The organism is uncultured Helicobacter sp., assembly GCF_937893305.1.
Lineage (GTDB): Bacteria > Campylobacterota > Campylobacteria > Campylobacterales > Helicobacteraceae > Helicobacter_D.
In genome coordinates, this window is sequence record NZ_CALBGN010000015.1 from 68,218 (window position 1) to 93,178 (window position 24,961).

The following is a 24,961-nucleotide window of genomic DNA, read 5'->3' on the forward strand; positions in this document are numbered from 1 at the left end:
GCAAAAATAAATATTAAATTTTAGCCAATCTTGCTATAAGTTAATTTAAAATTTTTGATTTTATTTTAAAAAAGAGATTTACAATGTTTCTAAAAGGTTTTTTTACCAATTCTAGTGGAATCCTAACTTCAAGAATTTTAGGCTTTTTTAGGGATTTACTCACAGCAAACACACTTGGTGCTGGGATTTATAGTGATATGTTTTTTGTCGCTTTTAAACTCCCTAATCTCTTTCGCCGTGTTTTTGGAGAAGGTGCTTTTAATCAATCCTTCTTGCCCGGATTTTTTAAAGCAAGATTTCGTGGTGGATTTACGCTTAAAATTGGCTTGATTTTCTCTGCAATTCTTTTGCTTCTTTCTTTGTTTGTTTGCTTATTTAGTGAGCCTATTACAAAACTTCTAGCCTTTGGATTCTCTAAAGATCTTATTGCACTTACTGCGCCTTTGGTTGTGATTAATTTTTGGTATTTACTTTTGGTTTTTATTGTTACACTCTTTGGGGCAATGTTGCAATACAAACGCAATTTCACTGCTTGGGCATACTCTCCAGCTTTGCTTAATCTTGCGATGATTATCGCCCTTTTGCTAGCACAAAATCACGAAGCATATCAAGCAGTTTTAATCCTAAGTTATGGGGTGCTAGCAGGTGGAGTTGCACAGATTATCTTACACTTTATCCCAATGCAACGCTTAGGTTTTTTAAAACTCCTAATTTGTGGTGTAAAAGAGCTAAAGGATTCCACAAAACACAATCGCAAAAATAGCATTAATACAAGCGTAAAAGAATTTTTTAAGCAGTTTTTCCCTGCAATGCTTGGAAGCTCCACAGCGCAAATTGCTTCCTTTATTGACACGCTTTTGGCTTCTTTTTTAGCAAGTGGTGCTATCTCTTATCTTTATTATGCAAATCGCATTTTTCAATTACCTTTAGCTGTTTTTGCAATCGCTACTTCCACTGCACTTTTCCCAATGGTAGCTAAATATATCAAAGAATCCAAAGAGCAAGAAGCTCTAAAGTCCCTTACAAAATCTTTTTGGTTACTTTTGATTTTACTTAGTCTTTGCACGATAGGTGGAATCCTTTTAAAAGATGAGATAATTTGGCTGCTTTTTGAGCGCGGTAAATTTACGCGTGAAGATTCTCTAATTTGCGCTAGTGTTTTTGGAGCATACCTTATTGGTTTGCTCCCTTTTGGACTATCTAGGATTTTTTCTTTGTGGCTTTATTCACAAAGCAAACAAGCTCTAGCGGCAAAAATTTCAGCATTTTCTTTACTAGTTGGCACATTTTTTTCTCTCATTTTAATGCAATTCTTAGGCGCAGTTGGATTGGCACTTGCAGGGAGCATTAGCGGTTTTGTGGTCTTTTTTTTGACACTGCATTTTTTTAGCTGGAAAATGTTTTTTAAAATACTATGGAATCCAAAATTTATCGCTTTAACTTGCACAATTTTACTTTTAGAATCTCTCATTCTACTAGCATTTAAAACATATATTTTTAGCCTTCAAACTCTGCCTGCTTAAAAAACTCTAAAATTGCTTCACGCATTAAAAAAGGCTCTGTGATCGCATTAACCTTACTTCTAAACTCACTTGCTCCTTTCAAGCCTTTAGAATATGCATGTAAATTTTTTCTAAACATAATTGCTCCATAATCTCCCCTAAAACCAATGGTGCGATCAAAATGTTCTAAAGCCACACGCTCCCTTAACTCCACACTCTCTTCTATTAAGCCTTCTTTAATTTGCGCAAAAATCCAAGGCTTCTCTACTGCCGCTCTCCCTATCATCACGCCATCTGCACCTGTTAATTCTATAACTTCTTGGCTCTTTTTTGCACTATTTATCTCTCCATTTGCAATAAGTGGCATTTGAAGATTTTGCTTAATCAGCGCAATAGCCTCATAATCAATTTTTTCTTTTTTATAGCCATCAGCTTTTGTTCGCCCATGAACAACAATGTAATCAATAGGAGCGTCTTTTAATGCTTGTGCGATTTCTAAAGGGATCTTTTTATCAAAGCCCAAACGCACTTTAACACTTAAATATGGAATCTCACTGATTTCACGGATCAGTGTTAAAATCTCCACAAGTTTTTTTAAATCCTTAAGCAAAGAACTGCCACTTCCGTGACTTGAAACCTTAGGCGCAGGACAGCCACAATTTAAATCTAAAATTTGGATTCCATCTTTTTGCGTATTTAAAAACTCCACAGCACGCCTAATAATCCCAAAATCATTTCCTGCAATCTGCAAGGCAAAAGGATTCTCAAGGGGAGATTTTTCCACCATTTTAAGTGTTTTTTTGTTTTTAAAGGCTAAAGCATGCACACTAATCATCTCACTTACTGTAATATCCGCTCCAAACTTTTTTGCCACTTCACGCAAAGGCAAATCACTATATCCCGCTAAAGGTGCTAACATTAATGTGTTTTTCTTAATTATAGATTTCAAAATCAACCTTTGTTTATTAAAATTAACAAAATATTAACAAAGTCTTGGTAAAATCTCCCTATCTCAAAACAAAAAGGACATAAAATGTTAAAGCAAATTTTAGCTAGTGCAATTTTAGCATTATCTCTCTCTCCACTTTTTGCGGATTCTGATATTGAAATCCAAGGACAAATTACAAAAATCAATGATGCACAAAAAACCATTTCTCTTTCTAATGCAAATGGTGAAGTTGTGATTCAAGTTTTTCCACATACAGAACTTAAAGGCGATGATTGTGGAACTTTTGGCAATGACACACAAGAGAAATTTACAGCTTTAAAAACAGGGATGTTTGTAGAAGTAGAAGCTCTACCACAAGCAAATGGAGGTTTAGGTGCTAAAAGCATTGAATGGAAATGTGGAGCAAAAGCATATTAAGTTGTTGCTGCTAAGGCAGCAACTTCTTCTTAAATCATCTTAACAAAAAATTAACAATATCTCACTACAATAGCTTCAAATAAATTTTCAATTCAAGGGAAAAGAATGCAAGTTAAAAAATTTTTCATTATTTTAGCTATTTTTAGTGGCTTAAATACTTTTGGAGCTGATCATATAGAACTTTTTGGACAAATTATCAATATTGATAACCATAAAAAGACAATCACAATTCAAGAAGCACAAAGAAATATTACAGTGCAAGTCTTTCCAAATACAAAACTTCACGGAAAAAATTGTGGTATGTTTGGTTCATTTTCTGCAAATGAAAGCTTTTCTTCTTTAAAATCTGGAATGTTTGTAGAAGTTAAGGGCTATTCAAAAGATGAGATTTTTAACGCTTATAGAATCAAATGGCAATGCAACACAGCTTATTAAAGGAGCGGCAATGTTTTTAAAAATTCCTTTAACTTTTCTTTTATTTATTACAGCAAGTCAAGCAAGTAGCTTTAAGCTTCAAGGCACGATTGCAAAGGCAAATATAAAAGACAAAACAATCCTTGTAGATTCCATCTATGGAGATAGTGTTGCTGTAAAAGTTTTACCAAATACTGAAATTGATATGGATAATTGCGGTGTTTTTGGTATTGATAAATACGGAACTTTTAAGGACTTAGTTCCAGGGACTTTTGTTGAAATCAAACTATACTTTCAAGAAAACAATAAAGCAAACCCTATTGCAAGAGAAATTGAAATAGAATGCTACAAAAATAAAGCCTACTAAACTTTATATAAAAATAAGATTCCACTTTTTGAAAGATTTTTATAGATTTCCAAAGTTGGAATCTTTTTTTGTGTTTTTAAAAAAAAATAGATTTTAGTGCCAAAACTTTGAATCTCTCTTAAACTTTCCAAAAGATCTTGCTTACTAATATCTAACTCTAAAAGCACTAAAACTTCTACAAGCTGATTCTCTCTTAGTTGCTTCAATGCAAATTCCACTGCTCTTTGACAATGACTCTCCACGCCAAAAACACTAAAATCTCCATACAAAAATTGTGGAATCTTAAAAAAGGATTCCAACTTTTTATTCTCCCCAAAGATCATCATAAACTCTATGTATTAATAATTACTCCAACTTCTGCATAATCTAGCTTTTCATTTGTCAAAAGAGCATTTTTAATGGAATCTAAAATCGCACGATAGTTCTTAAAAAACATAAAGCGATCATTTTTACAATTTTCCAAAATTTTTAAAACATCTTCTTGTTGCCCCAAAAGATATTCTCCCATTCCATAAGATTCTGCCATTTTATGCGCAATCGTCTTCGCCTTATCTAAATCTGCTTTTGCGTGCGAATAGCGTTCATCAAAAAGCAACTCTAAAGCTGCAATTCCAGACAAATGGATTTTTATTTGACTTTCCATTTCATTTTTACTTAAAAATTCTTTATCTGCATACTTTAATCCGTCACTCATTAAAGTCGCTTTCTCAAAAGCAACCTCCAAAGAATACGCACTAAAAACCTTTGCAGCTTGGTAATATGCTAAAATTTCACGCTCCTTATCACTAAAACTTAGCTTTTTGCGCACTCCTAGCATCACCTTATCACGCACACTTAAAATATCTTCTTTAGTGATGACTTCTGAATTTCTTTTGATTGCATTTAAAGCCGCTTCATTAACCAAAGATGCAAGCGCAGCACCACTAAAACCCACACAAAGCTTAGAAATCTCTTCATAATCAAAATCACAGCATTTATCACGCGTATGCACTTGTAAAATCTTAATGCGCTCTTGCAAATTTGGTAACTCCACAAAAATGCGCCGATCAAATCTCCCACTACGCAATAATGCTTCATCTAAAGATTCCATAGCATTTGTAGCACCAATAACAATCACGCCAGAACTATCTTCAAACCCGTCCATTTCCGTTAAAAGCTGATTAAGTGTTGCTTCTCTTTCATCATTGCGCATATTTCCGCGCGCCTTACCTACTGCATCAATTTCATCAATAAAAATAATAGAAGGGGCATTAAGCTTTGCTTGCATAAATAAATCACGCACTCTTTTTGCGCCCATACCTACATAAATTTGCACAAAACTTGCCCCACTTTGGTAAAAAAACGGAACTTGTGCTTCTCCAGCAAGAGCCTTTGCAATCAAAGTTTTTCCAACTCCCGGAACCCCTACTAAAAGCACACCTTTTGGAAGTTTTACTCCAAAATCTTGATATTTTTTAGGGAATTTTAAATAATCAATAATTTCTTCAAGCTCGTTTTTTGCTTCACTAATCCCAGCAACATCTGCAAAAGTAACATTTGAAGTGATCGGCTTAATATGTTGCGTTATAAAAGCATCATTTGCTAAGGATTTAGCAAAATTTGAAGAATTAGATGTGGAATCCTTTTTAGGTTTTGGCTTATCTTGCAAAGTTTTACTTTGTTTAAAAGCTAAAAAGAACAAAAGCATAATAAAAACTGCGCCAAAAATTACAATAATCTCCACCGCATTGCGCCACAAACTCCACTCATTTTTAATTTCTAAAGGGACTTTTTGCCCAAAAGATTGTAAATCTACGCTTTCTTTAGCAACCTTATAGTGTTGCTTATCTAGCGCAAAATACAAATACTCTCCCCGAATTGTTGCAATTTTAGGGATATTTTTTTCTATGAGATTTTGAAATTCTATTGCACTAATTAATTTCACATCTTGCTTAAAAAACATCACGCCAAATAAGACCCCTGCTAAAAGTATCGCTAAGATTCCAAGAGTTTTAAATTTCTGCATAATTTTTATCCTCTCTTGGAATAAAACTTTCTAGTCTTATCCAACTATCTTTTAAAATAGGATTTTTAGACTCTATTTGAACCTTATTGTAATAATCATCAAATCCTTGTGAAATATATTTTGAATCCTGTAAGATTGAATTTTCAATCAATACATTTAATGAGATCTTTTTTTTACTCAATATCTCTCTGAAGTTTAAATTATTTTTCTGCACTTTTTCTTCAATTTGTTTTTTTCTTTCCTTTGCAAGATTTCCATTGATTCTATCTTTCAAAAGAGCAGATGGCGTATTATCTCTTGGAGAATAAATAAAACTATGCAAATGTGTTAAAGGCAATTTAGAGAAGTTCAAAAACGCCTCTTCCCACACTTCTTCGCTCTCTCCGGGATGCCCTACAATAAAATCACTTCCCAATGCAAATCCTTTTTGGCTTAATATCTTAAATAATTCTAAATCTTTTTCAAAAGTATTACAACGATTCATAATCTTCAACATTTTTGGAGAAGTGTGTTGTAAAGCAATATGCAAATGGCGTTCAATCTTAGGATTTTCTAGTACATCTAAAAAATGCGTATCAATTTGCGATGGCTCTAAGCTACCAATTCTTAAGCGTTTTAACAATGGGATCGCACATAAAGACTCTACAAGTGTAGCAATACTTAATCCAAAATCTTTTCCCCAACTTCCCATATTTGTGCCAGTAATAATAAACTCACTAAAGCCCTTTTGCGCCAAACTCTCCACTTGTTTTAAAATCTTCTCTTGTGAAAAACTCCTAGCTTTCCCCCTAACACTAGGGATAATACAATACGAACACGCAAAATCACAGCCCTCTTGAATTTTAATAAAGGCGCGACTTTTTCCTACAAAATCACTTAAAATCTCATTTTCTAGGGTTTCTAAATCATCTGCCAAAAAAAAGTTGGAATCTTTTTTTAAAAGTGCATTAATGTTTTCTTTGTGTGAGTGTCCAAACACACCGCTAACAAGCCCCTTATCCAAAAGTGCTTGTCCTTGTGTTTGCACCCCACAACCTGTAAAATAAATCCTTTTTCCTTCATTTTGCAAACGATTAATATAGTTTCTAACACCACTATCTGCACCATTTGTAACCGTGCAAGAATTCACAACAACAATATCGCTATCTTCTTCATAAGAAGTCTGCACAAAATCTTTTAGCGTATTAATCATTACTTGTGTATCAAACAAATTTGTCCGACAACCAAAGGTTTTAAAATATACTTTTTGTTTTGTCATTAGCTCTCTTTGTAAAAAACTTTTTAACTAAAGCTTACAGGTGGAATCCCACCATCACCAACGCGCACTGCTTTAAAGGATTGCTCTACTTTAGAGTCCATTTGGCGTTTGCCCTCATAAATTGTTGTGCTAGGATAAGCAATTTGAATATTTGGCTCTGCTAAAATCTCATCAATAATCTCTGCACTAATACTGCTACGCAAAGCAAGTGTTGCATACGCATTTGTGAGATACCATACAGAAATTCTAATCCCATTTTGTTCTAATAAGCTAAAAACGCGTGGCTCAACATTGGTATTACGCAAAGTAAATCTATCTCTCAATTTTGTAAATTGTTTGCGCGTGGATTCTGTGTAACCTTTAGCATATTTTTTTGCACATTCTCTTGCAATATGACAAGCTCTTGCGTGATCAGAATCAAAGGTAATCGTAAAATCAATCCCATCCCATACAGTTTTCATGCCTCCATGCGTGTAATTTGAAAACATTGTAGTAAAAACAAAATTATTAGGGACAAAAATAATTCTCCCTGCACGGCGATTTTCTGCATAAGTTGTTAGCGTAATATCTTCATAAAGCGTAATTCTAAGCACAGAAATATCTAACACATCGCCCACATACACTGCACCATCTTTAATTACCTTAATCCTATCCCCAGCATGCACCGCACCACCTACAACAATCACAATCCAGCCAAGCACAGACATAAACAAATCTTTCATTGCAATTGCAAGACCAGCAGATGCAAACCCAAGCACAGTTACAAGATAGCCGACATTATCAAGGTAAGAAAATAGCAAAATAATCACAATAAGTGTAATATTTAAAAAATTAATAATTTTATTTGTTGTGTAAATTCTCTCATTATCTTGGATATATTTGCGCACGCCAAGTTTTAAAGAAAACGCGATTCCAATTAACACCAAAATTGTAATCCCAATATAAATCCCTTTAAAAAATTGCGCCTTAACTTGTTCTAATAAACGGGCTTTGTTTTCTTGCGTTTCTTTGGTAAAAATTTCTAAAGTAGTGTGAAACACTTCTTTTGTTGTTTCTAAGACAGTAAGCGCATTTAGATTCTCTCCATACGCTTTTGCAATCTCTTCTTCATTTGCAAATAAACAATAATTTGAACGGCACACATTGCGAAGTTCATTTTGATTTTGTGTTGTTTGATAAATCTCCAATAATCCCTTAAGGGCGGAATCTTTTTGATTTAACCATTTAAGATTTTCTTGCAGACTTTTGTAATTTGCATTTAAAATTTTTAATTCTTCATCGGCTTTTTTAATATAAGAATACGCACGCACAATCAATAATGGATTTGTAACACTTGGCATTTCTTCGATTTCTTTAGCTTCAGTGAGTTCTTTAAAGGGCAAATCTTTGTAAATATCTAGAACTTTTTTTTGCTGTTGCAATGCAATAAGATTCCGTTTTAAAACGCTTAATTCATTTTGAATCGCTATTGTTTTTGGTTTCTCTTCTAATTGCGCAATTGCTTCTTGTGTATGATTGAGATTTGCCAAAATTTGCTGATAAGATTGATAGTTGGAATATCGCTTCATCCAAACATTATTAGTGTCTTCTAAAAAACGATTTGCACTTGTTACTTCTAATTCTAAAGATTTTATTGTCTTTATATCCTGAACAATCTCCCCAAATGCCAAATTACACACAAAAATCAAAGCAAAAATCAAAGCACGCATTAAACAAACTCTCTTAAAACATCGAGCACTAAAGCTTTTGGAATATCATCTTTAAAGCATACTCCACCAATACCTTTTGGTAAAACAAATTTAATACGCGCATTAAGGCTTTTTTTGTCCAAGAAAAAACTTTCATAAAAGGATTCCACATCTTTAATTGCATAAAAAGTTGGAATCTTAAATTTCTCCAAAAGTTCCTTAATCACATCAAATTCTTTTTGCGTAATAAGATTTAATGCAAGAGCAAGCGTATTTGCCATAATCATTCCAATCCCAACTGCCTCTCCATGCAAATATCTACCATATCCGCTTTGTAATTCTATACTATGTCCAAAAGTATGCCCATAATTTAATGCTGCTCTAATCCCTTGCTCTTTTTCATCTTCTCTTACAACTTGCGCTTTAATGCTAACTGCTTGTTTAATCACAGATAAAAGCGCATTTTCATCGTTAATATCAAAGTTTTGCAGAGTTTTAAAAAACTCTTCATCAAAACACACTGCCATTTTTACAATCTCCGCTAATCCTGCACTAAACTCTCTTTGTGAAAGCGTTTGTAAAAATTGTGTGTCAATAAATACAGCACTTGGCTGATGAAAAAGTCCAACAAGATTCTTTCCAAAGGCATTGTTAACCCCAGTCTTCCCGCCAACACTAGAATCCACTTGTGCCAAAAGTGTTGTTGGAATCTGAATAAAATCAATCCCACGCATAAAAATCCCAGCAGCAAATCCCACCATATCCCCAATCACACCGCCGCCAAAAGCAACCATTAAAGATTTTCTATCTAAACGATGATTAAATGCTGCTTGCAAAATACTCTCCACACTCCTAAAATCCTTATAAATCTCCCCATCAGAAATTGTATGGCAATACACTTCTGTTGCTTGCAATTTTTCTAAAAGTGTTTTTAAATGCAATCCCGCAATTTTTGGATTTGTTACAATTAAGATTTTTCTATCAAACATTAATTTAGGCAAATCTCCAAAACAAATAGGATAATGACTCTCTTTGCTTTTTAAAGAAATCTTTAAAGAATTTGTAGAAGACTTTAAAAATCCTAAATTTTCTTCTAAACTTTGATGCACGCAACTTGCCTTTTTCTTAGTAAATTATTCTTAATGCAGTTTATTGCCATTTTAGCAATTTTTTGTTTTATCTATCCTTTTGTGCTATAATTTTTGCCTTTTGTGATTTTTTTAGGGAGAAGGTTATGCTAAAAGCTTGGATTTTTCTAATTCTTGCAATTCTTTGCGAAGTTTTTGGGGTTTCTGTTATGAACTACTCACAAGAAGGAAATCAAATCTTTGTGTATGGCTTTATGTTTGCGATGATAGGTATTGCATATTATTTTATGTCGCTTTCTATCCGCACAATCAGCGTTGGAGTCGCCTATGCAATTTGGGAGATTGTAGGACTTAGCTTAATTACAATCATTGCTGTTTTTATCTTTGGCACTTCATTAAAAACACAAGAATATATTGGCTTAGGGCTTGCAATTCTTGGAATCACACTTGTTAATTTAGGAGAAGATCACAATGTTTAACATTTATCTACTCTATGTTGTTTTAGCTGCACTCTTGGATATTGTTGCAAACCTAGCACTCAATAAATCAGATGGTTTTAGAAATTTTAAGTGGGGAGCAATCTCTGTTTTACTTGTGTGGCTTGCGTTTTATTTGCTTGCACTAAGTTTAGAGGGTATGAAACTAGCAGTGGCTTATACTCTTTGGGGGAGTATTGGGATATTAGGGACAACCATAGGAGGTTGGTATTTTTTTAAACAAAAACTAAAGCCCATTGGCTGGATTGGAATCCTTATTATTATCCTTGCAGTTATTACACTAAAAACAGCGTAACTGCAATGCTATTTACCCAGACAAAAATCATTAAACATTACATCTAGCATTTGAGAGTATTCATAGGGTTTTGTAATAGAAGAAATCGCTCCTAATGCTTCATTAATATGAAAACTAAAAAGCTCTAACTCTCCATTTTCAAGAGGATTAAGTGCACTTTTTAATGCATTAATACACTCTTGCACAGCTTGAAATTGATATTCAGAAACCAACAAAAGCGATTCTAACTTTTCATTATCATTTAAAAGTACTTCTAATCTAAGTTTAAATTGAGCCAACAAAGAATCTTCACTCTGCAAATCCCCCTTTAAACTAAGCTTTAAAGGATTAAACTCATCCAAAACTTTGGAATCTAATTGCATTTTTAAATCTGCTTTATTAATTAACACTAGAATCTTTTTTTGAAGTTTATATTGTTTTAAAATCTGAAGAATTTGTAAATCTTCTTCACCTAAAGGACGAGAACCATCAAAAAGAGCAAGAAGCAAATCGCTTTCTTCTGCCTTCTTTAAACTTCTTTTGATCCCTTCATTCTCAATCACATCTTCACTTTCTCTAATCCCTGCTGTATCAATAAGGCGCAATAAATGTCCGCCTAACATCAAATTCTCTTCAATACTATCACGCGTTGTCCCAGCAACTTCACTCACAATTGCCCGATTATCACGCAAAAGCGCATTTAAAAGTGAGCTTTTCCCTACATTTGGCTTCCCTATAATACAAAGTTTATAGCCTTCAAAAAGTGTTCTTTTGTTTTGAGATTGTTCTAAAAGTGTTTTAAGATTTTTTAACACATTACGAAGTTTTTTTTCTAAATTTTCCAGCAAATCTTGTGGCAATCCTTCATCTGCATAATCAATAAAAACTTCGCTATGCGCTAACAAAGCAATAAGAGTTGCACGCAAATCCTCACAAAAATCTTGCATTTCACCTTTTAAATGGCGCATTAACATTTGATGTGCATTTGCATTTTGAGACTCTATAAGCTTTGCCACAGCTTGAGCTTGCGATAAATCAATACGCCCACCTAAAAATGCACGTTTTGTAAATTCTCCGGGATTTGCAAGCCTTACGCCAAGCTTTAAACATTCTTGCAAAAGACTTTGCGCAATAAAGTTTCCACCATGGCATTGAAATTCTATCACATCTTCTGTTGTATAGCTATTAGGAGCTTTAAAATACAAAAGAATACATTCATCTAAAAGTGCGCCGTTTTCAAAATAAATCTTACTCAAGCGCGCAACACGCGGTTTAATATATTCTTCAATCTTATTAAAATCAAGTCTAGTAAGTTTTGCGGCAATAAAAAGGGAGTTTTTGCCACTTAACTTTAAAACATTTAAAGAAGAACGCCCATAAGTTGTTGCTGGAGCGATAATTGTATCATTGCTTAGCATTAGAAATGGTGAAAAGCATTAATGATAATATAACGCTCTCCCTCGCTATTTAGACGAAAAGAAACATATTTATCTGGAAATTGCTCACGCAGTTGCTTTAAGGCAATATGTGCCAACACGCCATCTAAAGGTTTAGTTTGCGCTTTTCCATTTAATTTTACACTTTCTATTGTTGGCAAAAGGTAATTTGCAATCATTTCTTCTTGATTATGTAAAAACTCGGCAATCTCAAGACGAATCATTAATCCATAAATATGATTTACCCAATTAAAAATCAAATAAGAAATTGCTTTATAACGATAACCTTCTTTTCCAATTAATAACGCAGAATCTTCTCCATCAATTTTTACATACAGCGTATTCTCATCATAAGGCTCTACAAGCACACCATCAAGCTTATAAGGCAGCATTGCTAATAGCTCATCAAGTTCTCTTTGCACGGACCTTGAAATCTCTTGTAATTGATATTGTGTGAATGTCGGTTTTTTATTCTTTTTGTCATACTGATCTTTTTGGGCTTCAATCTCTTTTGTGATTTCACAATTTGTGGATTCTTTTTGGAGATTTTTCATAGAATTATCATTTGTATTTTTAGCTTGTATATTTTTAATTTGCGCACAAATCACAGCTTGCTTTTTACCAAGCCCAAAAAAACCTTTAGATGGATTTTGGATAATTTCATATTCTAAATCCACAACAGAACATTCAAAAGTCTTTGCAGCAGCAATTAATGCTTCTTCTAAAGTTTGAGCTTCTATCTTTTTCATCGTTTATGCTCGGCAATTTCTTTAGCTTTTTTACGCTCTAAGGATTTATTAATTAAAAGTTGCTGCAAAATTGAAAACACATTATTAACAAACCAATAAAGCACAAGCCCTGAAGGGAATGTTACAAAGAAAATCGTAAAAATCAAAGGTAAAAATTTAAAGATTTTTTCTTGCATTGGATCACTAAAGGCAGTTGGCGTTAAATGCTGCTGTAAATACATTGTAGCACCCATTAAAATTGGTAAAACAAAATAAGGATCCATTACTGATAAATCCGTAATCCAAAGCAACCAATCTGCACCTTTTAACTCAATAGCATTAAACAATACACGATAAATTGCAAAGAATACAGGAATTTGCAATAACAATGGTAAACATCCTCCCATAGGATTTGCACCGTGCTTTTTGTAGAGATCCATCATATGCATTTGCAATTTTTGTGGCTCACCCTTGTATTTTTGTTGCAGCTCTTTCATCTTTGGTGCAATCTCTTTTAGTTTTTGCATAGATACCATACCTTTATAAGTTAAAGGATATAGCACGACTCTAACAATTAGAGTCAGCAAAATAATCGCCCATCCCCAATTTCCACAAAAATCATAAAGCTTTTCTAATAGCAAAAACAATGGTTTAGCAAAAAATGTAATCACGCCATATTCTACAACATCAGTTAAAAGAGGATTAATAGATTCCAATAAACGATAATTTTTTGGACCAATATAGCCTTCTAGGACCAACTCGCCATTGCCACTAATAAAAGGCATTGGATCTTCTTTTGCATTACTTAACACCGTTGCGCTTAAACCCTTTGCATTAAATAACAATGTCGTATAGTAGCGATCCACCGCTGCTAGAATTTTTGCATTAGCAAAATTCATTTGCCCTTGTGCATCACCATCTTCAATTGTAGTAATTGTGCCATCTTCTTCTTTAACAATCACACCTTTAAAAACATAAGCATCATTTTCTACGCTTGGGCGCATTCCCGGAGATACAAAATAAACGTGATTTTGTGGGATTTGAATCACTGCTTTATAATAACCATTTGGATAAAAAGTTAAAATCTTTTGCACTTTTAAACCATCTAATTCTTGGATTAGCGTTAGACTCTGTGGAGAATCCGTAAGCATCAAATGACTTAAACTTGCTTTATAAGGAACATTTAAAGCTTGATTATTCAAAACAGAATCCGCAAATCTAATCTCCAAAATTTTTGGATTTAGTTGATTTGCCACATCATCTGGAAACAAAGAAAGCGGAGCAGAATCTTTACGATATTTTTCTTCTTTAAGTTCTACGACTGCAATTCTGCCTAATTTATCAATTTTATAAGTAAAACCATTTGCTTCAATTGTTGCAATTATTGAAACACTTTGATTGCTATGATTTGGCAATGCAGAATTTGCAAGCGTTACATTTTGTGGGCTAGCTTGCACATTGGAATCCGTTTTGGATTCCACCTTTGGCGTATGTGTTGCATTGTTTTCTGCTAATTTAGGTTGATAAAAATAACTATATGGCACAAAAAATGCGAGAGCCAAAACCACTGCAATTAAAATTCTAGCTTGAGAGCTTAATTGATCAATTTTATTAAACACGAGAAACCTTTGGATAGTTTTTAATGATTTGAAATGTTTGGGAATTAATTTTTAAAAAAATACCATTTGGCATATTACAAAAGACATAATGCGGAGTGCTGCTAGGGATTAACCAATATTGAATCAAACAAGGCTTAAAAACATTGATCCGCAAAGACAAAGAAGCACTAGGATAAGCAATGCCACCTTTAAAAAGTTGATTGCAAGAGAAAATTCTTCTTAGAGTTTTAAAAGTAGCGATAATAGGATTTTGAAACAAATACGCTTGTTTGGCATATTCTGAACAACTAGGATAATAACGGCAGTTTGTCCCCAATAATGGAGAAATATAACGCTGATAGCATTTAATTATAAAAAGGCAAGCTATTTTTATCATCTTAAATTAAACCAAGCCTTATCAATGCGTATTTATAGTTGCTTTGCAAAGTTTTATAAGCAATTTTATCTAACCCATTTTTTGCTAACAAAATCATATCTCCGCCTCTTAAATCTAGCATAAATTCTCTATAAACAGAACGCAATCTTCGCTTTATAAGGTTACGACACACTGCATTTCCAACCTTTTTTGATACAGAAAATCCAACCCTTTTTTGTTGAGAATCTTCCCTAAAAAACAAAACAAAATGAGAATTATGCCATCGTTTTTGGCTTTTATAAACACGATCAAAATCTTTCTTTGTGTTTAAGGTTACCAAAACACAATCCTAAAACTTAAATCGCTAATCTTTTTCTGCCTTTTGCGCGTCTAGCATTAATAATCTTACGACCATTTTTAGTTTGCATTCTTACTCTAAAGCCATGTGTGCGCTTGCGTGGCGTATTATGTGGTTGATATGTTCTTTTCATCTTTCAAAACCTTCTTCAAAAAAATAAACGCTGATTTTAATACAATCTTACTTAAAACTAGATTTATTTCACATTTTGTTCTAACGCACAAGTTAGTGCTACTGCGACTGCCACCACTAAGTCACTTTCATCTTTTTTTTCTTGTGGCATTAAACTTTCAACTTTTTGTTCCAAATACGAAGTATCAAAATTTCCTCGTCTAAAATCTTTATCGCTACAAATGTTTATCAAAAAAGGAATCGTAGTTTTTACTCCACGAATTTTAAACTCATTTAATGCGCGCTTTAATTTATTAACCGCTAAATCATAACTTGTCGCACGCACAATGAGCTTTGCAACCATAGAATCATAAAAAGGTGGAATTGTAAAATCCTTATAAATATAACTATCCACACGCACAAAAGGACCTAACGCCGGATAATAAGCTGTGATCGTTCCGGGATTTGGCACAAAATCATTATGCACATCTTCAGCATTAATCCTAGCCTCAATCGCAAAACCTTGAATATGCACATCACTTTGTGCAATATCTAAAATCTCTCCACTTGCAATTCTAATTTGACGTCCAATGAGATCAAATCCTGTAATTTCCTCTGTTACGCCGTGTTCTACCTGAATTCTTGTATTCATTTCCATAAAGTAAAAATTATTATAATCATCTACTAAAAATTCCACGGTTCCAGCATTTGTGTAGTTTGCAGCCTTTGCTGCTCCTACTGCTACACTTCCCATTCTGCGTCTTAAATCTGTGCTCATTGTAGGACAGGGTGCAATTTCAATAAGCTTTTGATGGCGTCTTTGAATAGAGCAATCTCTCTCAAAAAGATGAATCACATTTCCATAATTATCCGCTAAAATTTGAAATTCTATGTGACGTGGATTTTGGATATATTTTTCCATAAACACATCTTCATTTTTAAAAAATGTCAATGCCTCTCTCTTACACGCTTCAAAAGAGCTTTCTAGTTCTCCTTCTTCCCACACAACACGGATTCCACGTCCACCACCTCCACTGCTTGCTTTTAAGATGACAGGATAGCCAATTTTACGCGCAATTTTTTGAATCTCATACAAACTTAGTATATTAAGTGGTTCAGTTCCCGGAACCACTGGAATCCCATTTGCAATCATCAAATTTCTAGCAGCATTTTTATCACCCATTTTTGCAATCACTTCACTATCTGGTCCAATCCATACAAGCCCTGCTTCTTTGACTTTTTTTGCAAACAAAGCATTTTCACTTAAAAATCCATATCCTGGATGAATCGCTTCTGCTTCTGTTTCTTTTGCAGCTTGGATAATTAAATCTGAATCTAAATATCCTTTAATAGGATCTTCACTTATTGCATAAGTGTGCGTTGCCATTTTTACATGCATACTCTCTCTATCAGCGCGAGAGTAGATTGCTACAGATTCTATATTAAGATCGTTACAAGTCCTAATAATACGCACGGCAATTTCACCACGATTTGCAATCAAAATTCTTTTAAACATTGTTGCTCCAAAACACAAGATAGTCTTAGATTTTATAATTTTATTTTTAAGGCGTCGCTAAAGATTCGCAAAATTTTGTAAAAAGTGTGCAAATGTGCTACAATTTGCTCATTTTTACACATTTAGGCAGATTTATGGAAATTATTTATGCAATTATTTTAGGGATTGTAGAGGGCTTAACAGAGTTTTTACCTATCTCATCAACGGGACATTTAATTTTAACTTCAGAACTATTAGGGATTCCACAAGATACATTTCATAAAACTTTTGAAGTTGTTATTCAGCTAGGCTCAATCTTGGCAGTGGTTTTTGTTTTTTTTGAAAGACTTTTTAAAAATAGCTTGCAACTTTGGATAAAACTTGGGATTGGTTTTTTGCCTGCTGGGATTTTAGGATTTCTCTTCTACTCTTATATTAAAGAACTTTTTGCTCCTATTACGGTGTCTATTATGCTAATTATAGGTGGAATCGTTTTTATTGTTTTAGAGATTTTTTATAAAGAAAAGGAACATCATACCACAGATGTCAATGCGATTTCTTACAAGCAGTCTTTGCTTATAGGATTTTTTCAGGCTTTAGCAATGATTCCGGGAACTTCGCGCAGTGGAGCAACGATTGTTGGGGGATTACTTTTAGGGTGTAATCGCAAAGTTGCTACGGAATTTTCCTTTTTACTCGCTCTTCCTACAATGATTTTAGCAAGTGCTTATAGTCTTTATAAAAATTATGAAGTCTTAAATTTAGATAATATTTGGATTCTAATTTCAGGCTTTATTGTTGCTTTTTTTAGTGCTTTGCTTGCTATTAAGCTTTTTTTAAATTTCGTATCACGCTTTAACTTTATCCCTTTTGGGATTTATCGCATTATCTTAGGGATTATATTTTTATACTATCTAGGGATTATTTAAGCACTTCTTTTATTTGCGCTTTTAAAGTTGCGCTTCCATCTTGCAATTCTATAATGGAATCTAATTTTAGTTCTGCAAGATTTTTTATTGTTTTTCCATTGCTTAACACACAAGCATATCCCTTTTTTTGAAAGTTTTTTGGATTTTTGGATTCCATTTGTATTTTTAAAGATTCCATTTTTACATTAAATTTTTCTAATTTCTGTTTCATTTTCAGATGAATTTGAAGACTTGGATTTTGCATTTGCAAATGCAAAAGATTTAATTTGTGTTCAATTTTTTGATTTAAAAACTTCATTTGCTGCTGGCAATAAATTTGAAATTGTTTAATTTTATTGAACAAATTATTTTTATTAAATTCTTCTTTTTTTCTTTGAATCTGCGTGGTTTTTGCCTGCAAAATCCTTGTAAAAGATTTATCAAAACTCTCCTGCAAAATATCTAAATGTCTAAGCCAATCCTCTTGCTGTGGTAAAAGTAGCTCTATTGCACCAGATGGTGTAGGTGCGCGCAAATCTGCTACAAAATCACTTAAAACATAATCAGGTTCGTGTCCAATCGCTGAAATAATAGGTGTTTTAGTCGCATAAATCTCTTCAATCACCACAGGTTCATTAAAAGCCCATAAATCCTCTAAGCTCCCACCACCACGTGCTAAAATAATACAATCTACACTTAGAGTATCTGCAATTTTAAGATTTTTTACAATACTTTCCTTTGCTCCTTCGCCTTGCACAAGTGTATCTAATACCACAAACCTTACAAGATTCCACCTTTTTTTTGCGATACTTTGCATATCTTGCAAAACAGCCCCTGTGATAGAAGTCAGCAATGCGACTTTTTTAGGAAATTTTGGCAAAGGTTTTTTGTTTTTAAAATAACCCTTTTTTTCATACTCTTCTTTAAGTTGCTGATAAGCTAAACTTAAACCTCCAACTCCATCTGCATAAGCCATCGCGCAATTAAGTTGATAATCTCCGCGTGGAGCATATATAGTTATAGAACCTTCTAGTGTTAATTTTAATCCATCTTCAATTTTAAATTTAAGTTTTTGTGCATTACCACGAAACATTACACATTTTAAAGAAGACTTTTCATCTTTTAATGTGAAATACAAATGTCCGCTTGTGTGTTCTGTAAAATTACTCACCTCCCCACTCACACGCACTTGGGTAAAATACGTGTCAAGAAGACTTTTGATTTGATTACTTAATTCTGTAACGCTTAAAGTTTGCATTATTCTACAAGCATAATTGCCAAATTTGCACTAATTTGTTGCCCTTCTTTAGCATAAATTTCCTTGATTTCTCCACCAATTGTTGCTAAAACTTCATTTTCCATTTTCATCGCTTCCACCACCGCTAATACATCTCCTTCTTTAATTTTATCGCCAACTTTTACCTTAAGTTTTGTAAGATTTCCCGGCATTGGAGAGATAATATGTCCGGGCAAATTTGCTTGCGGTAGAGAATCTGTTTTTTTGGAGTTTTCATTGTCTTCATTAGAATCTGATTCCACTAAAACTTCTCTTAAATCCCCATCTATACGCACAAAGAAAGGACGCACACTTGCATTTTTTTCTCCACTTCCTTCAATTTTAATGTGATAAGTTTCTCCGTGGAGATTGATGGTAAATTCTTTTGGCATTGAACATTGCGCACCTTCAAAAGTTGTCAAAGCTTCTGGACTTAGACGATTCTCATTGCGTTCTTCTAAAAATTTCTTAGCAATTGGTCCAAAAATTGCATAAGAAATCACATCTGTTTCACTCTTTGCAAAACCTTGTGATTCTTCTTTGGCTTTTTGCAATTCAGGTGCAATCTCATCAGCTGGACGACTTGTAATTATTTCTTCGCCTTCTTGCTTAATGCGTTCAATTAATGCGGAATCTATTTTTGCAGGAGTCTTTCCATAATAGCCTTTGATGAGATTTTTTGATTCTGTTGTTAAGGTTTTATAGCGTGTTTGCGCTAAAACATTTAATACAGCTTGTGTGCCTACAATTTGACTAGATGGTGTAACCAAAGGAGGATAGCCAAAGTCTTTGCGCACATTTGGAATCTCTTTAAGCACTTCGTCCATCTTATCTAATGCGTTTTGCTCTCTTAGTTGATTTGCCATATTTGAAATCATACCGCCTGGAATCTGACTAACAAGCACGCGTGTGTCAATATGGTTATATTCTGATTCAAATTTTTTGTATTTTTTGCGATTGCGTTTTAAAATCTCTGCTGCTTTTTCCATTAAAGCAATCTCCAAACCGCTATCCCATTGTGTTCCTTGCAATGTCGCTACCATAGACTGCGTGCAAGGATGACTTGTGCCTTCTGCTAATGCAGAATTTGAAAGATCTAAAATATCAACCCCAGCTTCAATAGCTTTTAAATGTGAGCCAAAAGCAAACCCAGCAGTAGAATGTGTATGTAGTGCTAAAGGCAAACCAATCTCTTCTTTTAACGCCTTTACAAGTTCAAAAGTCGCATTTGGCGTGATTAGCCCTGCCATATCTTTAATTGCTAAAGAATCACAACCTCTTTTTGCAAGATCTCTGCCAAACTCTACAAAACTTTGAATCGTATGCACAGGAGAAGTTGTGTAACAAATTGCTCCTTGAGCGTGTTTTCCTTGCTTTTTAACTTCTACAATAGAAACTTCAAGATTACGTATATCATTGAGTGCATCAAAAATTCTAAAAATATCTACTCCATTTTGCGCAGATAATCGCACAAATTCACGCACAACATCATCTGAATAGTGGCGATAGCCGATAAGATTTTGACCCCGCAACAACATTTGAATAGGAGTTTTTTTAAAAATTTCTTTAAAAATCGCAAGACGCTCAAAAGGATCTTCCTTTAAATAGCGCAAACAAGTATCATAAGTGGCTCCACCCCAAACCTCAACACTATGAAATCCAATTTGCTCAAAGATCTGTGCAGCCTCCACTAAATCCTCTGTGCGCATTCTTGTAGCCAATAAAGATTGATGTCCATCTCTTAGACTATTTTCAGTAATCTTAATCATTAAAAACTCCAAAAATTATCATTTTAGTGTTGCATTATAACAATAATTTCAACTAATTAAACACAATGCATAATTTTTGTGAGTGCTTTTTATAAAACTGCTTCTTTTAGTATCAAGCTGATGTTTTTTGGCTTTTTCCTTTAGTGTATAAAATCATCACTCTTTCATTTTCTTTTGTATCGTTTAAATATACTTTATTTTTATCAATTTCTTTATTATTTTTTCGCACTGGAATTTCACTAATATCAAAAAAACTGCAAAAGACTAATCCATCATCTTTTAAAAATTCCATTTTTCCTCCTTATTTTAACAACAAGAAGTTCCAAGCATTTTATATTCCAATTTCTATGGATTTTTAGTAAATAATGTGCCTTTTTCATGAATATTATGTATTAAAAAATCATATAAGACCGATAAATCCTTGCCGCTAGATAGAAACATTTCTTTTTGATGATCTAGTAAAAATTTTGCCGCTTTAAGCTTAGTTACGATTCCACCTGTAGCAAAAGAATTATTTGGTGTAGCCTTTGCACTCAATTCATCATCGGAGATTTCTGTAACGATTTTTCTCATTTTTGCATTTGGATTATCTTTTGGATTTTCATCAAAATACGCATCAATATCACTTAAAATTGCCAATAATTGTGCATCAAAAAAATGTGTAGCGTGCGCTGAGAGTTGATCATTATCGCCAAAACCTAGAATTTTCAGCTCCCCTGTTGCAATCACATCATTTTCATTAATAATGGGTAACACCTGACTTTCTAATAAAGTCTCCATTGCATTGCGTGCATTTTGTGTATGTTTTCTAGAATCAAAATCATACGCTGTTAATAACATTTGTGCAGTTATAATTCCATACTTTCTAAAAGTATCCGCATAAATTTCCATAAGTAAAGGCTGCCCAATAGCAGCTAAAGCTTGCTTATTGCTAAGATTTTCTTTATCCAATTTAACTTCTGTATATCCAGCAGCTACCGCTCCAGAACTCACCAAGATTACTTCATAAACATTTCTAATTTTAGAAATTAATTGCGCTAAAGCTTCAATGCGCGTTAAATTAATCCTTTGATTTTCTACTAAAATTGCACTTCCAACTTTAATAACAATTCTTTTGTTTTTTTGATGTTGCATTTTATTTCCTAAACTCTCTTAAACTCGCATATAGCAAATGCTTTAAGGATTCCACATTTTGACCACTCACACTTGATACACCAAGCACAAAAAGCGGATCTTTAAAGTCAAACTCTATGCTAAAATCATCGGCTTCTTTTTGAATAAAACAATCAGAAATTTGCGTGTGTTTTTTAAGCTTGCAGCTTAAATGCTTCACAAAAGATTCTATAATTTCTTCTGCATTTTCCACTGCATCGCTTTTAGAAAACATTATCCCAAAAGGACGATTTTCTAACTTTTGACTAAATTTACTCACTTCTAAGCGCAATACATTAAACTGCTCTTGTATATCTCTATAATTTGCTAAATCTAGCACAAAAAGCAAGAATTGCGTGCGCTCAATATGGCGCAAAAATTCAATTCCAAGTCCCTTTCCTTCACTAGCACCTCCAATAATTCCGGGAATATCTGCAATCACAAAGGATTGATAATCTCCTGCATTTACAATTCCAAGACTCGGGATTAAAGTTGTAAATTCATAATTTGCAATTTCAGGTTTTGCATTAGACAATACAGAAACAAGCGTGGATTTTCCAACATTTGGAAACCCAACAAGCCCAACATCAGCAATAAGCTTAAGCTCTAAACGGATTGTTTTTTCAATCCCGGGTAAACCCTTTTGCGCATAAGTGGGACGCTGATTTGTGGCACTTTTAAAATGCACATTTCCTAATCCCCCCTTACCCCCTTCTAAAAACAATATTTTTTGTGATTCATCTAATAAATCTAAAAGTAATGTGTTATTTTGAGCATCAAAGATCTGTGTCCCAGGAGGCACAATAATTACCAAATCTTCGCCCTTTTTTCCATATTTATTACGTCCTTCTCCCGGACGCCCATTTTGCGCCTTAAAATGTTTGTGTCCTCTAAAATGTGAAAGTGTATCCGTGTTTCTATCCACTTGAAAATACACATTCCCACCTTTGCCACCATCTCCACCATCTGGACCACCATTAATAACAAATTTTTCACGACGAAAAGAAACTGCTCCCTCTCCACCTTTGCCTGAGGATACAAAGATTTCAACACGATCAACAAACATAAATAACCTTAAATTATATTAGAAAGCCTTTAAGATTCCAACTTGGAATCTTAAAGTATTACTTAGAAAGTCTTACGAAGCGGGAAGAATAGAAACTTTTTTGCGGTTTCTATCTTTTCTCTCAAAAGATACAACTCCATCAATTAATGCAAAAATTGTATGATCTTTACCCATTCCTACATTATTTCCGGGATGCACTTTTGTTCCTCTTTGGCGGATAATGATATTTCCCGCACGAACAAACTGACCACCAAATTTTTTAACACCTAAACGACGCCCTGCGGAATCGCGGTTATTCTGGGTGCTACCCTGACCTTTCTTGTGTGCCATTTCAACTCCTTAAATGCTGCAATCTAGCCTGAGATCTTTACAACACGCACACGCGTAAAATCTCTTCTAAAGCCTCTTTTAGTTTTGCTATCTTTTCTACGGCGTTTCTTAAAAGTAATGACTTTCTTGCCTCTGCCCTCATTAATGACTTCAAGTTCAACTTTTGCACCACTTACACAAGGTGCCCCGAGCTTAATGTCATCGCCATTGCAGATGGCTAGAACTTCAGTTACTTCAACTTTTGACTTTGGCTCAAGGTTCAAGCAATCTAGCAAAATAATATCGCCTTCACTAACCTTGTATTGTTTGCCTCCATTCGCAATGATTGCATACATCATACAATTCCTTAAAATTTGAAGTTATTTTTTATTAAAACTTAATAAAAGATCGGATTCTATCTTAATTTTCATTAATAAAAACTTTAATCTGCAAGCGCAATACACTCAATCTCCACAAGAGCATTTTTAGGTAATGTTTTAACGGCAACTGTGCTTCTAGCTGGCTTATGAGTTCCAAAAAACTCCGCATAAATCTCATTTACGATTCCAAAATCTTCCATATTGCTTAAGAAAATTGTTGTCTTAATTACCTTATTTAAATCACTTCCACCTGTTTTTAACACTTCTTTAAGATTGCTTAAAACTTGTCTTGTTTGCACACTGATATCACCCAATAGTTCTCCTTGTGGCGTTAGTCCAATTTGCCCCGAAGTGTAAAGTATTCCATTTGCTAAAATTGCTTGAGAATAAGGACCAATCGCCTGTGGTGCATTTTGCGTTGCAATGATTTTCATTAGATATTCCTTTGCTTTTTTGTGTTATTTATTATAAAATTATAACTTATTTCATTTTTAAGGATTCCTTATGCGATCATTTTTAAGAATTTTTAGTGCTAGCATTATTGTTTTAAGTCTTAGTGCAAATACTCTGTGTGCAGATACTTTTGTAATTTTAAAATCTCCAAAAAAACATGCGCCTATTTCACCTTTAACGCCTTTTGATGAGGCATTAAAGAGAGAAATGCAAAAATACCCTAAAGATTCCGCTTTTTTTGTTGATGGGAGAACGGGTAAAATTCTCTCTGTTAATAAACTCCCAAAAAGAGTCCAAAAGCCTCTTATAAATTCTTCATATAAGACTGCGCCAAAACCTAAAAAACCAGCACCAAAAATCCCTTATGAAATGCAAGAAGAACGCATTGAACTTCTCCAATAAGGTATTTTATGATAGAAGTTGAATTTCTAGGACCCTTAGGTAACAAAACTTATCAAAGTAATGCAGCAAATCTACACGCTTTAAAAGAAGAATTACAGGCAATTCCCGAGATTAATCCTTGGCTAAAAGATTGTGCAATTGCTATAAACAACACGATTATCTCTTCTTTAGAAACCCCTATTAAAGAAGGCGATAAGATTGCGTTGCTTCCTCCTGTGTGTGGCGGATAATGCAAAATTCTTTGCTGCTTTTTGATGGAGCATTAAACACAACAGAAATTTATGCGCAATGGTATGCCTTTGGAGCTGAAAATAATTTTGGTGCAAATGCAATTTTTACGGGGATTGTGCGTGCAGAAAATGATTGTCAAGGCTTAAGCTTTGACATTTATGCACCACTTTTAGAGCAATGGCTTAAAACTTGGTGCGACAAAGCACAAAAACACAATGCTTATCTTAAAATGGCGCATTCAAAAGGCGATGTATTCAACTATCAAAGCTCTTATATGGCGGGAGTTTTTAGTGCAAAAAGGCGTGCAACTTTAGATATCTTTGAAGATTTTATTGAAGATTTTAAGCATAATGCTCCCATTTGGAAATATGATTTAAAAAATGGGCAACGCATTTATGCAAAAGAACGTAGCCACCATCTTCCACATAGCGGAATCCTAAGCAGCTAAATATGA

31 protein-coding genes are annotated in these 24,961 nt (G+C 33.8%); 10 read left to right on the forward strand and 21 right to left on the reverse strand.

Features of this window, described 5'->3' with window-relative positions; translation table 11 throughout:
* Nucleotides 1-83 precede the first annotated feature (83 nt).
* Complete coding sequence (gene murJ / locus Q0358_RS03815) at nt 84-1,523, forward strand: murein biosynthesis integral membrane protein MurJ (protein ID WP_299547448.1); 1,440 nt, start codon at nt 84-86, stop codon at nt 1,521-1,523.
* Here murJ and Q0358_RS03820 read toward each other — a convergent pair.
* Complete coding sequence (locus Q0358_RS03820) at nt 1,498-2,421, reverse strand: tRNA-dihydrouridine synthase (protein WP_299548190.1); 924 nt, start codon at nt 2,419-2,421, stop codon at nt 1,498-1,500. The genes murJ and Q0358_RS03820 overlap by 26 nt on opposite strands.
* Nucleotides 2,422-2,535: 114 nt before the next feature.
* Here Q0358_RS03820 and Q0358_RS03825 point away from each other — a divergent pair, with 114 nt between their 5' ends.
* The 3 genes from Q0358_RS03825 (at nt 2,536) to Q0358_RS03835 (ending at nt 3,649) form a co-directional block, all read left to right on the forward strand.
* Nucleotides 2,536-2,868, forward strand: a complete 333-nt coding sequence (locus tag Q0358_RS03825; RefSeq protein WP_299547451.1) for a DUF5666 domain-containing protein — start codon at nt 2,536-2,538, stop codon at nt 2,866-2,868.
* 105 nt (nt 2,869-2,973) lie between these two features.
* Nucleotides 2,974-3,303, forward strand: a complete 330-nt coding sequence (locus Q0358_RS03830) for a hypothetical protein (RefSeq protein ID WP_299547454.1) — start codon at nt 2,974-2,976, stop codon at nt 3,301-3,303.
* A gap of 10 nt (nt 3,304-3,313) precedes the next feature.
* Nucleotides 3,314-3,649 carry a hypothetical protein gene (locus Q0358_RS03835; protein WP_299547457.1) on the forward strand — a complete coding sequence of 112 codons (336 nt, stop codon included), beginning with the start codon at nt 3,314-3,316 and terminating at the stop codon, nt 3,647-3,649.
* On the opposite strand, the gene Q0358_RS03840 is transcribed toward Q0358_RS03835, so the two are convergent.
* Genes Q0358_RS03840 through aroB form a run of 5 tightly spaced genes read right to left on the reverse strand, consistent with a single transcriptional unit; the run spans nt 3,646 to nt 9,709 of the window.
* Nucleotides 3,646-3,975, reverse strand: coding sequence for a hypothetical protein (locus tag Q0358_RS03840; protein WP_299547460.1), 330 nt, complete (start codon nt 3,973-3,975; stop codon nt 3,646-3,648). The two genes, Q0358_RS03835 and Q0358_RS03840, sit on opposite strands and share 4 nt — an antisense overlap.
* 5 nt (nt 3,976-3,980) lie before the next feature.
* Complete coding sequence (locus tag Q0358_RS03845) at nt 3,981-5,654, reverse strand: ATP-dependent metallopeptidase FtsH/Yme1/Tma family protein (RefSeq protein WP_299547463.1); 1,674 nt, start codon at nt 5,652-5,654, stop codon at nt 3,981-3,983.
* The gene (gene mtaB / locus Q0358_RS03850; protein WP_299547466.1) at nt 5,641-6,912 is read right to left on the reverse strand and encodes a tRNA (N(6)-L-threonylcarbamoyladenosine(37)-C(2))-methylthiotransferase MtaB; all 1,272 of its coding nucleotides are present in this window, start codon (nt 6,910-6,912) and stop codon (nt 5,641-5,643) included. The genes Q0358_RS03845 and mtaB overlap by 14 nt, the downstream gene beginning before the upstream one ends.
* 23 nt (nt 6,913-6,935) lie before the next feature.
* Nucleotides 6,936-8,621 carry a mechanosensitive ion channel domain-containing protein gene (locus Q0358_RS03855; RefSeq protein ID WP_299547470.1) on the reverse strand — a complete coding sequence of 562 codons (1,686 nt, stop codon included), beginning with the start codon at nt 8,619-8,621 and terminating at the stop codon, nt 6,936-6,938.
* A complete protein-coding gene (gene aroB, locus Q0358_RS03860; protein ID WP_299547473.1) occupies nt 8,621-9,709 on the reverse strand; it encodes a 3-dehydroquinate synthase in 1,089 nt (362 codons plus the stop codon). Before aroB ends, Q0358_RS03855 begins: the two co-directional genes overlap by 1 nt.
* Before the next feature lie 125 nt (nt 9,710-9,834).
* On the opposite strand from aroB, the gene Q0358_RS03865 reads away from it, so the two are divergent.
* Both Q0358_RS03865 and Q0358_RS03870 read left to right on the forward strand, forming a co-directional pair.
* Nucleotides 9,835-10,167, forward strand: coding sequence for a multidrug efflux SMR transporter (locus Q0358_RS03865; RefSeq protein WP_299547475.1), 333 nt, complete (start codon nt 9,835-9,837; stop codon nt 10,165-10,167).
* 1 nt (nt 10,168) lies between these two features.
* Nucleotides 10,169-10,480 (forward strand): SMR family transporter, encoded by a 312-nt coding sequence (locus tag Q0358_RS03870; RefSeq protein ID WP_299548192.1) that lies wholly within the window; start codon nt 10,169-10,171, stop codon nt 10,478-10,480.
* Between the two features lie 8 nt (nt 10,481-10,488).
* On the opposite strand, the gene mnmE is transcribed toward Q0358_RS03870, so the two are convergent.
* The 7 genes from mnmE to Q0358_RS03905 all read right to left on the reverse strand — a co-directional run bounded on the left by mnmE (nt 10,489) and on the right by Q0358_RS03905 (nt 16,582).
* Complete coding sequence (gene mnmE / locus Q0358_RS03875; protein WP_299547478.1) at nt 10,489-11,877, reverse strand: tRNA uridine-5-carboxymethylaminomethyl(34) synthesis GTPase MnmE; 1,389 nt, start codon at nt 11,875-11,877, stop codon at nt 10,489-10,491.
* Nucleotides 11,877-12,644, reverse strand: coding sequence for a Jag N-terminal domain-containing protein (locus Q0358_RS03880; protein ID WP_299547481.1), 768 nt, complete (start codon nt 12,642-12,644; stop codon nt 11,877-11,879). Before Q0358_RS03880 ends, mnmE begins: the two co-directional genes overlap by 1 nt.
* On the reverse strand, nt 12,641-14,242 hold the full coding sequence (yidC, locus tag Q0358_RS03885) for a membrane protein insertase YidC (RefSeq protein ID WP_299547484.1): 1,602 nt from the start codon (nt 14,240-14,242) through the stop codon (nt 12,641-12,643). Before yidC ends, Q0358_RS03880 begins: the two co-directional genes overlap by 4 nt.
* Entirely contained in the window at nt 14,235-14,618 is a 384-nt protein-coding gene (gene yidD / locus Q0358_RS03890) for a membrane protein insertion efficiency factor YidD (protein ID WP_299547487.1), read from the reverse strand. Before yidD ends, yidC begins: the two co-directional genes overlap by 8 nt.
* A gap of 1 nt (nt 14,619) precedes the next feature.
* Nucleotides 14,620-14,937 (reverse strand): ribonuclease P protein component, encoded by a 318-nt coding sequence (rnpA, locus tag Q0358_RS03895; RefSeq protein WP_299547491.1) that lies wholly within the window; start codon nt 14,935-14,937, stop codon nt 14,620-14,622.
* Nucleotides 14,938-14,953: 16 nt separating this feature from the next.
* Complete coding sequence (gene rpmH / locus Q0358_RS03900; RefSeq protein ID WP_006801736.1) at nt 14,954-15,088, reverse strand: 50S ribosomal protein L34; 135 nt, start codon at nt 15,086-15,088, stop codon at nt 14,954-14,956.
* 63 nt (nt 15,089-15,151) lie between these two features.
* Nucleotides 15,152-16,582, reverse strand: a complete 1,431-nt coding sequence (locus Q0358_RS03905; protein ID WP_299547494.1) for an acetyl-CoA carboxylase subunit A — start codon at nt 16,580-16,582, stop codon at nt 15,152-15,154.
* Nucleotides 16,583-16,716: 134 nt separating this feature from the next.
* On the opposite strand from Q0358_RS03905, the gene Q0358_RS03910 reads away from it, so the two are divergent.
* Nucleotides 16,717-17,490, forward strand: a complete 774-nt coding sequence (locus Q0358_RS03910) for an undecaprenyl-diphosphate phosphatase (RefSeq protein WP_299547497.1) — start codon at nt 16,717-16,719, stop codon at nt 17,488-17,490.
* On the opposite strand, the gene xseA is transcribed toward Q0358_RS03910, so the two are convergent.
* From xseA to Q0358_RS03950, 8 genes are all read right to left on the reverse strand, one after another.
* On the reverse strand, nt 17,483-18,727 hold the full coding sequence (gene xseA, locus Q0358_RS03915; RefSeq protein WP_299547500.1) for an exodeoxyribonuclease VII large subunit: 1,245 nt from the start codon (nt 18,725-18,727) through the stop codon (nt 17,483-17,485). The two genes, Q0358_RS03910 and xseA, sit on opposite strands and share 8 nt — an antisense overlap.
* Nucleotides 18,727-20,514: a sodium-extruding oxaloacetate decarboxylase subunit alpha gene (gene oadA, locus Q0358_RS03920; protein ID WP_299547502.1), complete on the reverse strand. Its 1,788-nt coding sequence runs from the start codon at nt 20,512-20,514 to the stop codon at nt 18,727-18,729. Before oadA ends, xseA begins: the two co-directional genes overlap by 1 nt.
* A 112-nt stretch (nt 20,515-20,626) precedes the next feature.
* Complete coding sequence (locus Q0358_RS03925) at nt 20,627-20,806, reverse strand: hypothetical protein (RefSeq protein ID WP_299547505.1); 180 nt, start codon at nt 20,804-20,806, stop codon at nt 20,627-20,629.
* A gap of 53 nt (nt 20,807-20,859) precedes the next feature.
* Nucleotides 20,860-21,648: a glutamate 5-kinase gene (gene proB / locus Q0358_RS03930; RefSeq protein ID WP_299547507.1), complete on the reverse strand. Its 789-nt coding sequence runs from the start codon at nt 21,646-21,648 to the stop codon at nt 20,860-20,862.
* Nucleotide 21,649: 1 nt separating this feature from the next.
* Nucleotides 21,650-22,732, reverse strand: coding sequence for a GTPase ObgE (gene obgE, locus Q0358_RS03935; protein WP_299547510.1), 1,083 nt, complete (start codon nt 22,730-22,732; stop codon nt 21,650-21,652).
* A 72-nt stretch (nt 22,733-22,804) separates the two neighbouring features.
* Nucleotides 22,805-23,062, reverse strand: a complete 258-nt coding sequence (gene rpmA / locus Q0358_RS03940; RefSeq protein ID WP_299547513.1) for a 50S ribosomal protein L27 — start codon at nt 23,060-23,062, stop codon at nt 22,805-22,807.
* Nucleotides 23,063-23,085: 23 nt separating this feature from the next.
* Nucleotides 23,086-23,400: a 50S ribosomal protein L21 gene (rplU, locus tag Q0358_RS03945; protein ID WP_299547516.1), complete on the reverse strand. Its 315-nt coding sequence runs from the start codon at nt 23,398-23,400 to the stop codon at nt 23,086-23,088.
* A gap of 83 nt (nt 23,401-23,483) precedes the next feature.
* Nucleotides 23,484-23,855, reverse strand: a complete 372-nt coding sequence (locus Q0358_RS03950) for a RidA family protein (RefSeq protein WP_299547519.1) — start codon at nt 23,853-23,855, stop codon at nt 23,484-23,486.
* A 70-nt stretch (nt 23,856-23,925) separates the two neighbouring features.
* On the opposite strand from Q0358_RS03950, the gene Q0358_RS03955 reads away from it, so the two are divergent.
* Genes Q0358_RS03955 through Q0358_RS03965 form a run of 3 tightly spaced genes read left to right on the forward strand, consistent with a single transcriptional unit; the run spans nt 23,926 to nt 24,955 of the window.
* Nucleotides 23,926-24,276 (forward strand): hypothetical protein, encoded by a 351-nt coding sequence (locus tag Q0358_RS03955; RefSeq protein ID WP_299547522.1) that lies wholly within the window; start codon nt 23,926-23,928, stop codon nt 24,274-24,276.
* Between the two features lie 8 nt (nt 24,277-24,284).
* A complete protein-coding gene (locus Q0358_RS03960; RefSeq protein WP_299547525.1) occupies nt 24,285-24,506 on the forward strand; it encodes a MoaD/ThiS family protein in 222 nt (73 codons plus the stop codon).
* On the forward strand, nt 24,506-24,955 hold the full coding sequence (locus tag Q0358_RS03965) for a molybdenum cofactor biosynthesis protein MoaE (protein ID WP_299547528.1): 450 nt from the start codon (nt 24,506-24,508) through the stop codon (nt 24,953-24,955). Before Q0358_RS03960 ends, Q0358_RS03965 begins: the two co-directional genes overlap by 1 nt.
* Nucleotides 24,956-24,961 lie beyond the last annotated feature (6 nt).

What these genes read in the sequence shown, in the direction of transcription:
- murJ (WP_299547448.1), top strand. Translation starts at nt 84, where the DNA reads ATGTTTCTAAAAGGTTTTTTTACCAATTCTAGTGGAATCCTAACTTCA.
- Q0358_RS03820 (WP_299548190.1), bottom strand. Translation starts at nt 2,421, where the DNA reads ATGTTAGCACCTTTAGCGGGATATAGTGATTTGCCTTTGCGTGAAGTG.
- Q0358_RS03825 (WP_299547451.1), top strand. Translation starts at nt 2,536, where the DNA reads ATGTTAAAGCAAATTTTAGCTAGTGCAATTTTAGCATTATCTCTCTCT.
- Q0358_RS03830 (WP_299547454.1), top strand. Translation starts at nt 2,974, where the DNA reads ATGCAAGTTAAAAAATTTTTCATTATTTTAGCTATTTTTAGTGGCTTA.
- Q0358_RS03835 (WP_299547457.1), top strand. Translation starts at nt 3,314, where the DNA reads ATGTTTTTAAAAATTCCTTTAACTTTTCTTTTATTTATTACAGCAAGT.
- Q0358_RS03840 (WP_299547460.1), bottom strand. Translation starts at nt 3,975, where the DNA reads ATGATGATCTTTGGGGAGAATAAAAAGTTGGAATCCTTTTTTAAGATT.
- Q0358_RS03845 (WP_299547463.1), bottom strand. Translation starts at nt 5,654, where the DNA reads ATGCAGAAATTTAAAACTCTTGGAATCTTAGCGATACTTTTAGCAGGG.
- mtaB (WP_299547466.1), bottom strand. Translation starts at nt 6,912, where the DNA reads ATGACAAAACAAAAAGTATATTTTAAAACCTTTGGTTGTCGGACAAAT.
- Q0358_RS03855 (WP_299547470.1), bottom strand. Translation starts at nt 8,621, where the DNA reads ATGCGTGCTTTGATTTTTGCTTTGATTTTTGTGTGTAATTTGGCATTT.
- Q0358_RS03865 (WP_299547475.1), top strand. Translation starts at nt 9,835, where the DNA reads ATGCTAAAAGCTTGGATTTTTCTAATTCTTGCAATTCTTTGCGAAGTT.
- mnmE (WP_299547478.1), bottom strand. Translation starts at nt 11,877, where the DNA reads ATGCTAAGCAATGATACAATTATCGCTCCAGCAACAACTTATGGGCGT.
- Q0358_RS03880 (WP_299547481.1), bottom strand. Translation starts at nt 12,644, where the DNA reads ATGAAAAAGATAGAAGCTCAAACTTTAGAAGAAGCATTAATTGCTGCT.
- yidD (WP_299547487.1), bottom strand. Translation starts at nt 14,618, where the DNA reads ATGATAAAAATAGCTTGCCTTTTTATAATTAAATGCTATCAGCGTTAT.
- rpmH (WP_006801736.1), bottom strand. Translation starts at nt 15,088, where the DNA reads ATGAAAAGAACATATCAACCACATAATACGCCACGCAAGCGCACACAT.
- Q0358_RS03905 (WP_299547494.1), bottom strand. Translation starts at nt 16,582, where the DNA reads ATGTTTAAAAGAATTTTGATTGCAAATCGTGGTGAAATTGCCGTGCGT.
- Q0358_RS03910 (WP_299547497.1), top strand. Translation starts at nt 16,717, where the DNA reads ATGGAAATTATTTATGCAATTATTTTAGGGATTGTAGAGGGCTTAACA.
- xseA (WP_299547500.1), bottom strand. Translation starts at nt 18,727, where the DNA reads ATGCAAACTTTAAGCGTTACAGAATTAAGTAATCAAATCAAAAGTCTT.
- oadA (WP_299547502.1), bottom strand. Translation starts at nt 20,514, where the DNA reads ATGATTAAGATTACTGAAAATAGTCTAAGAGATGGACATCAATCTTTA.
- Q0358_RS03925 (WP_299547505.1), bottom strand. Translation starts at nt 20,806, where the DNA reads ATGGAATTTTTAAAAGATGATGGATTAGTCTTTTGCAGTTTTTTTGAT.
- proB (WP_299547507.1), bottom strand. Translation starts at nt 21,648, where the DNA reads ATGCAACATCAAAAAAACAAAAGAATTGTTATTAAAGTTGGAAGTGCA.
- obgE (WP_299547510.1), bottom strand. Translation starts at nt 22,732, where the DNA reads ATGTTTGTTGATCGTGTTGAAATCTTTGTATCCTCAGGCAAAGGTGGA.
- rpmA (WP_299547513.1), bottom strand. Translation starts at nt 23,062, where the DNA reads ATGGCACACAAGAAAGGTCAGGGTAGCACCCAGAATAACCGCGATTCC.
- rplU (WP_299547516.1), bottom strand. Translation starts at nt 23,400, where the DNA reads ATGATGTATGCAATCATTGCGAATGGAGGCAAACAATACAAGGTTAGT.
- Q0358_RS03950 (WP_299547519.1), bottom strand. Translation starts at nt 23,855, where the DNA reads ATGAAAATCATTGCAACGCAAAATGCACCACAGGCGATTGGTCCTTAT.
- Q0358_RS03955 (WP_299547522.1), top strand. Translation starts at nt 23,926, where the DNA reads ATGCGATCATTTTTAAGAATTTTTAGTGCTAGCATTATTGTTTTAAGT.
- Q0358_RS03960 (WP_299547525.1), top strand. Translation starts at nt 24,285, where the DNA reads ATGATAGAAGTTGAATTTCTAGGACCCTTAGGTAACAAAACTTATCAA.
- Q0358_RS03965 (WP_299547528.1), top strand. Translation starts at nt 24,506, where the DNA reads ATGCAAAATTCTTTGCTGCTTTTTGATGGAGCATTAAACACAACAGAA.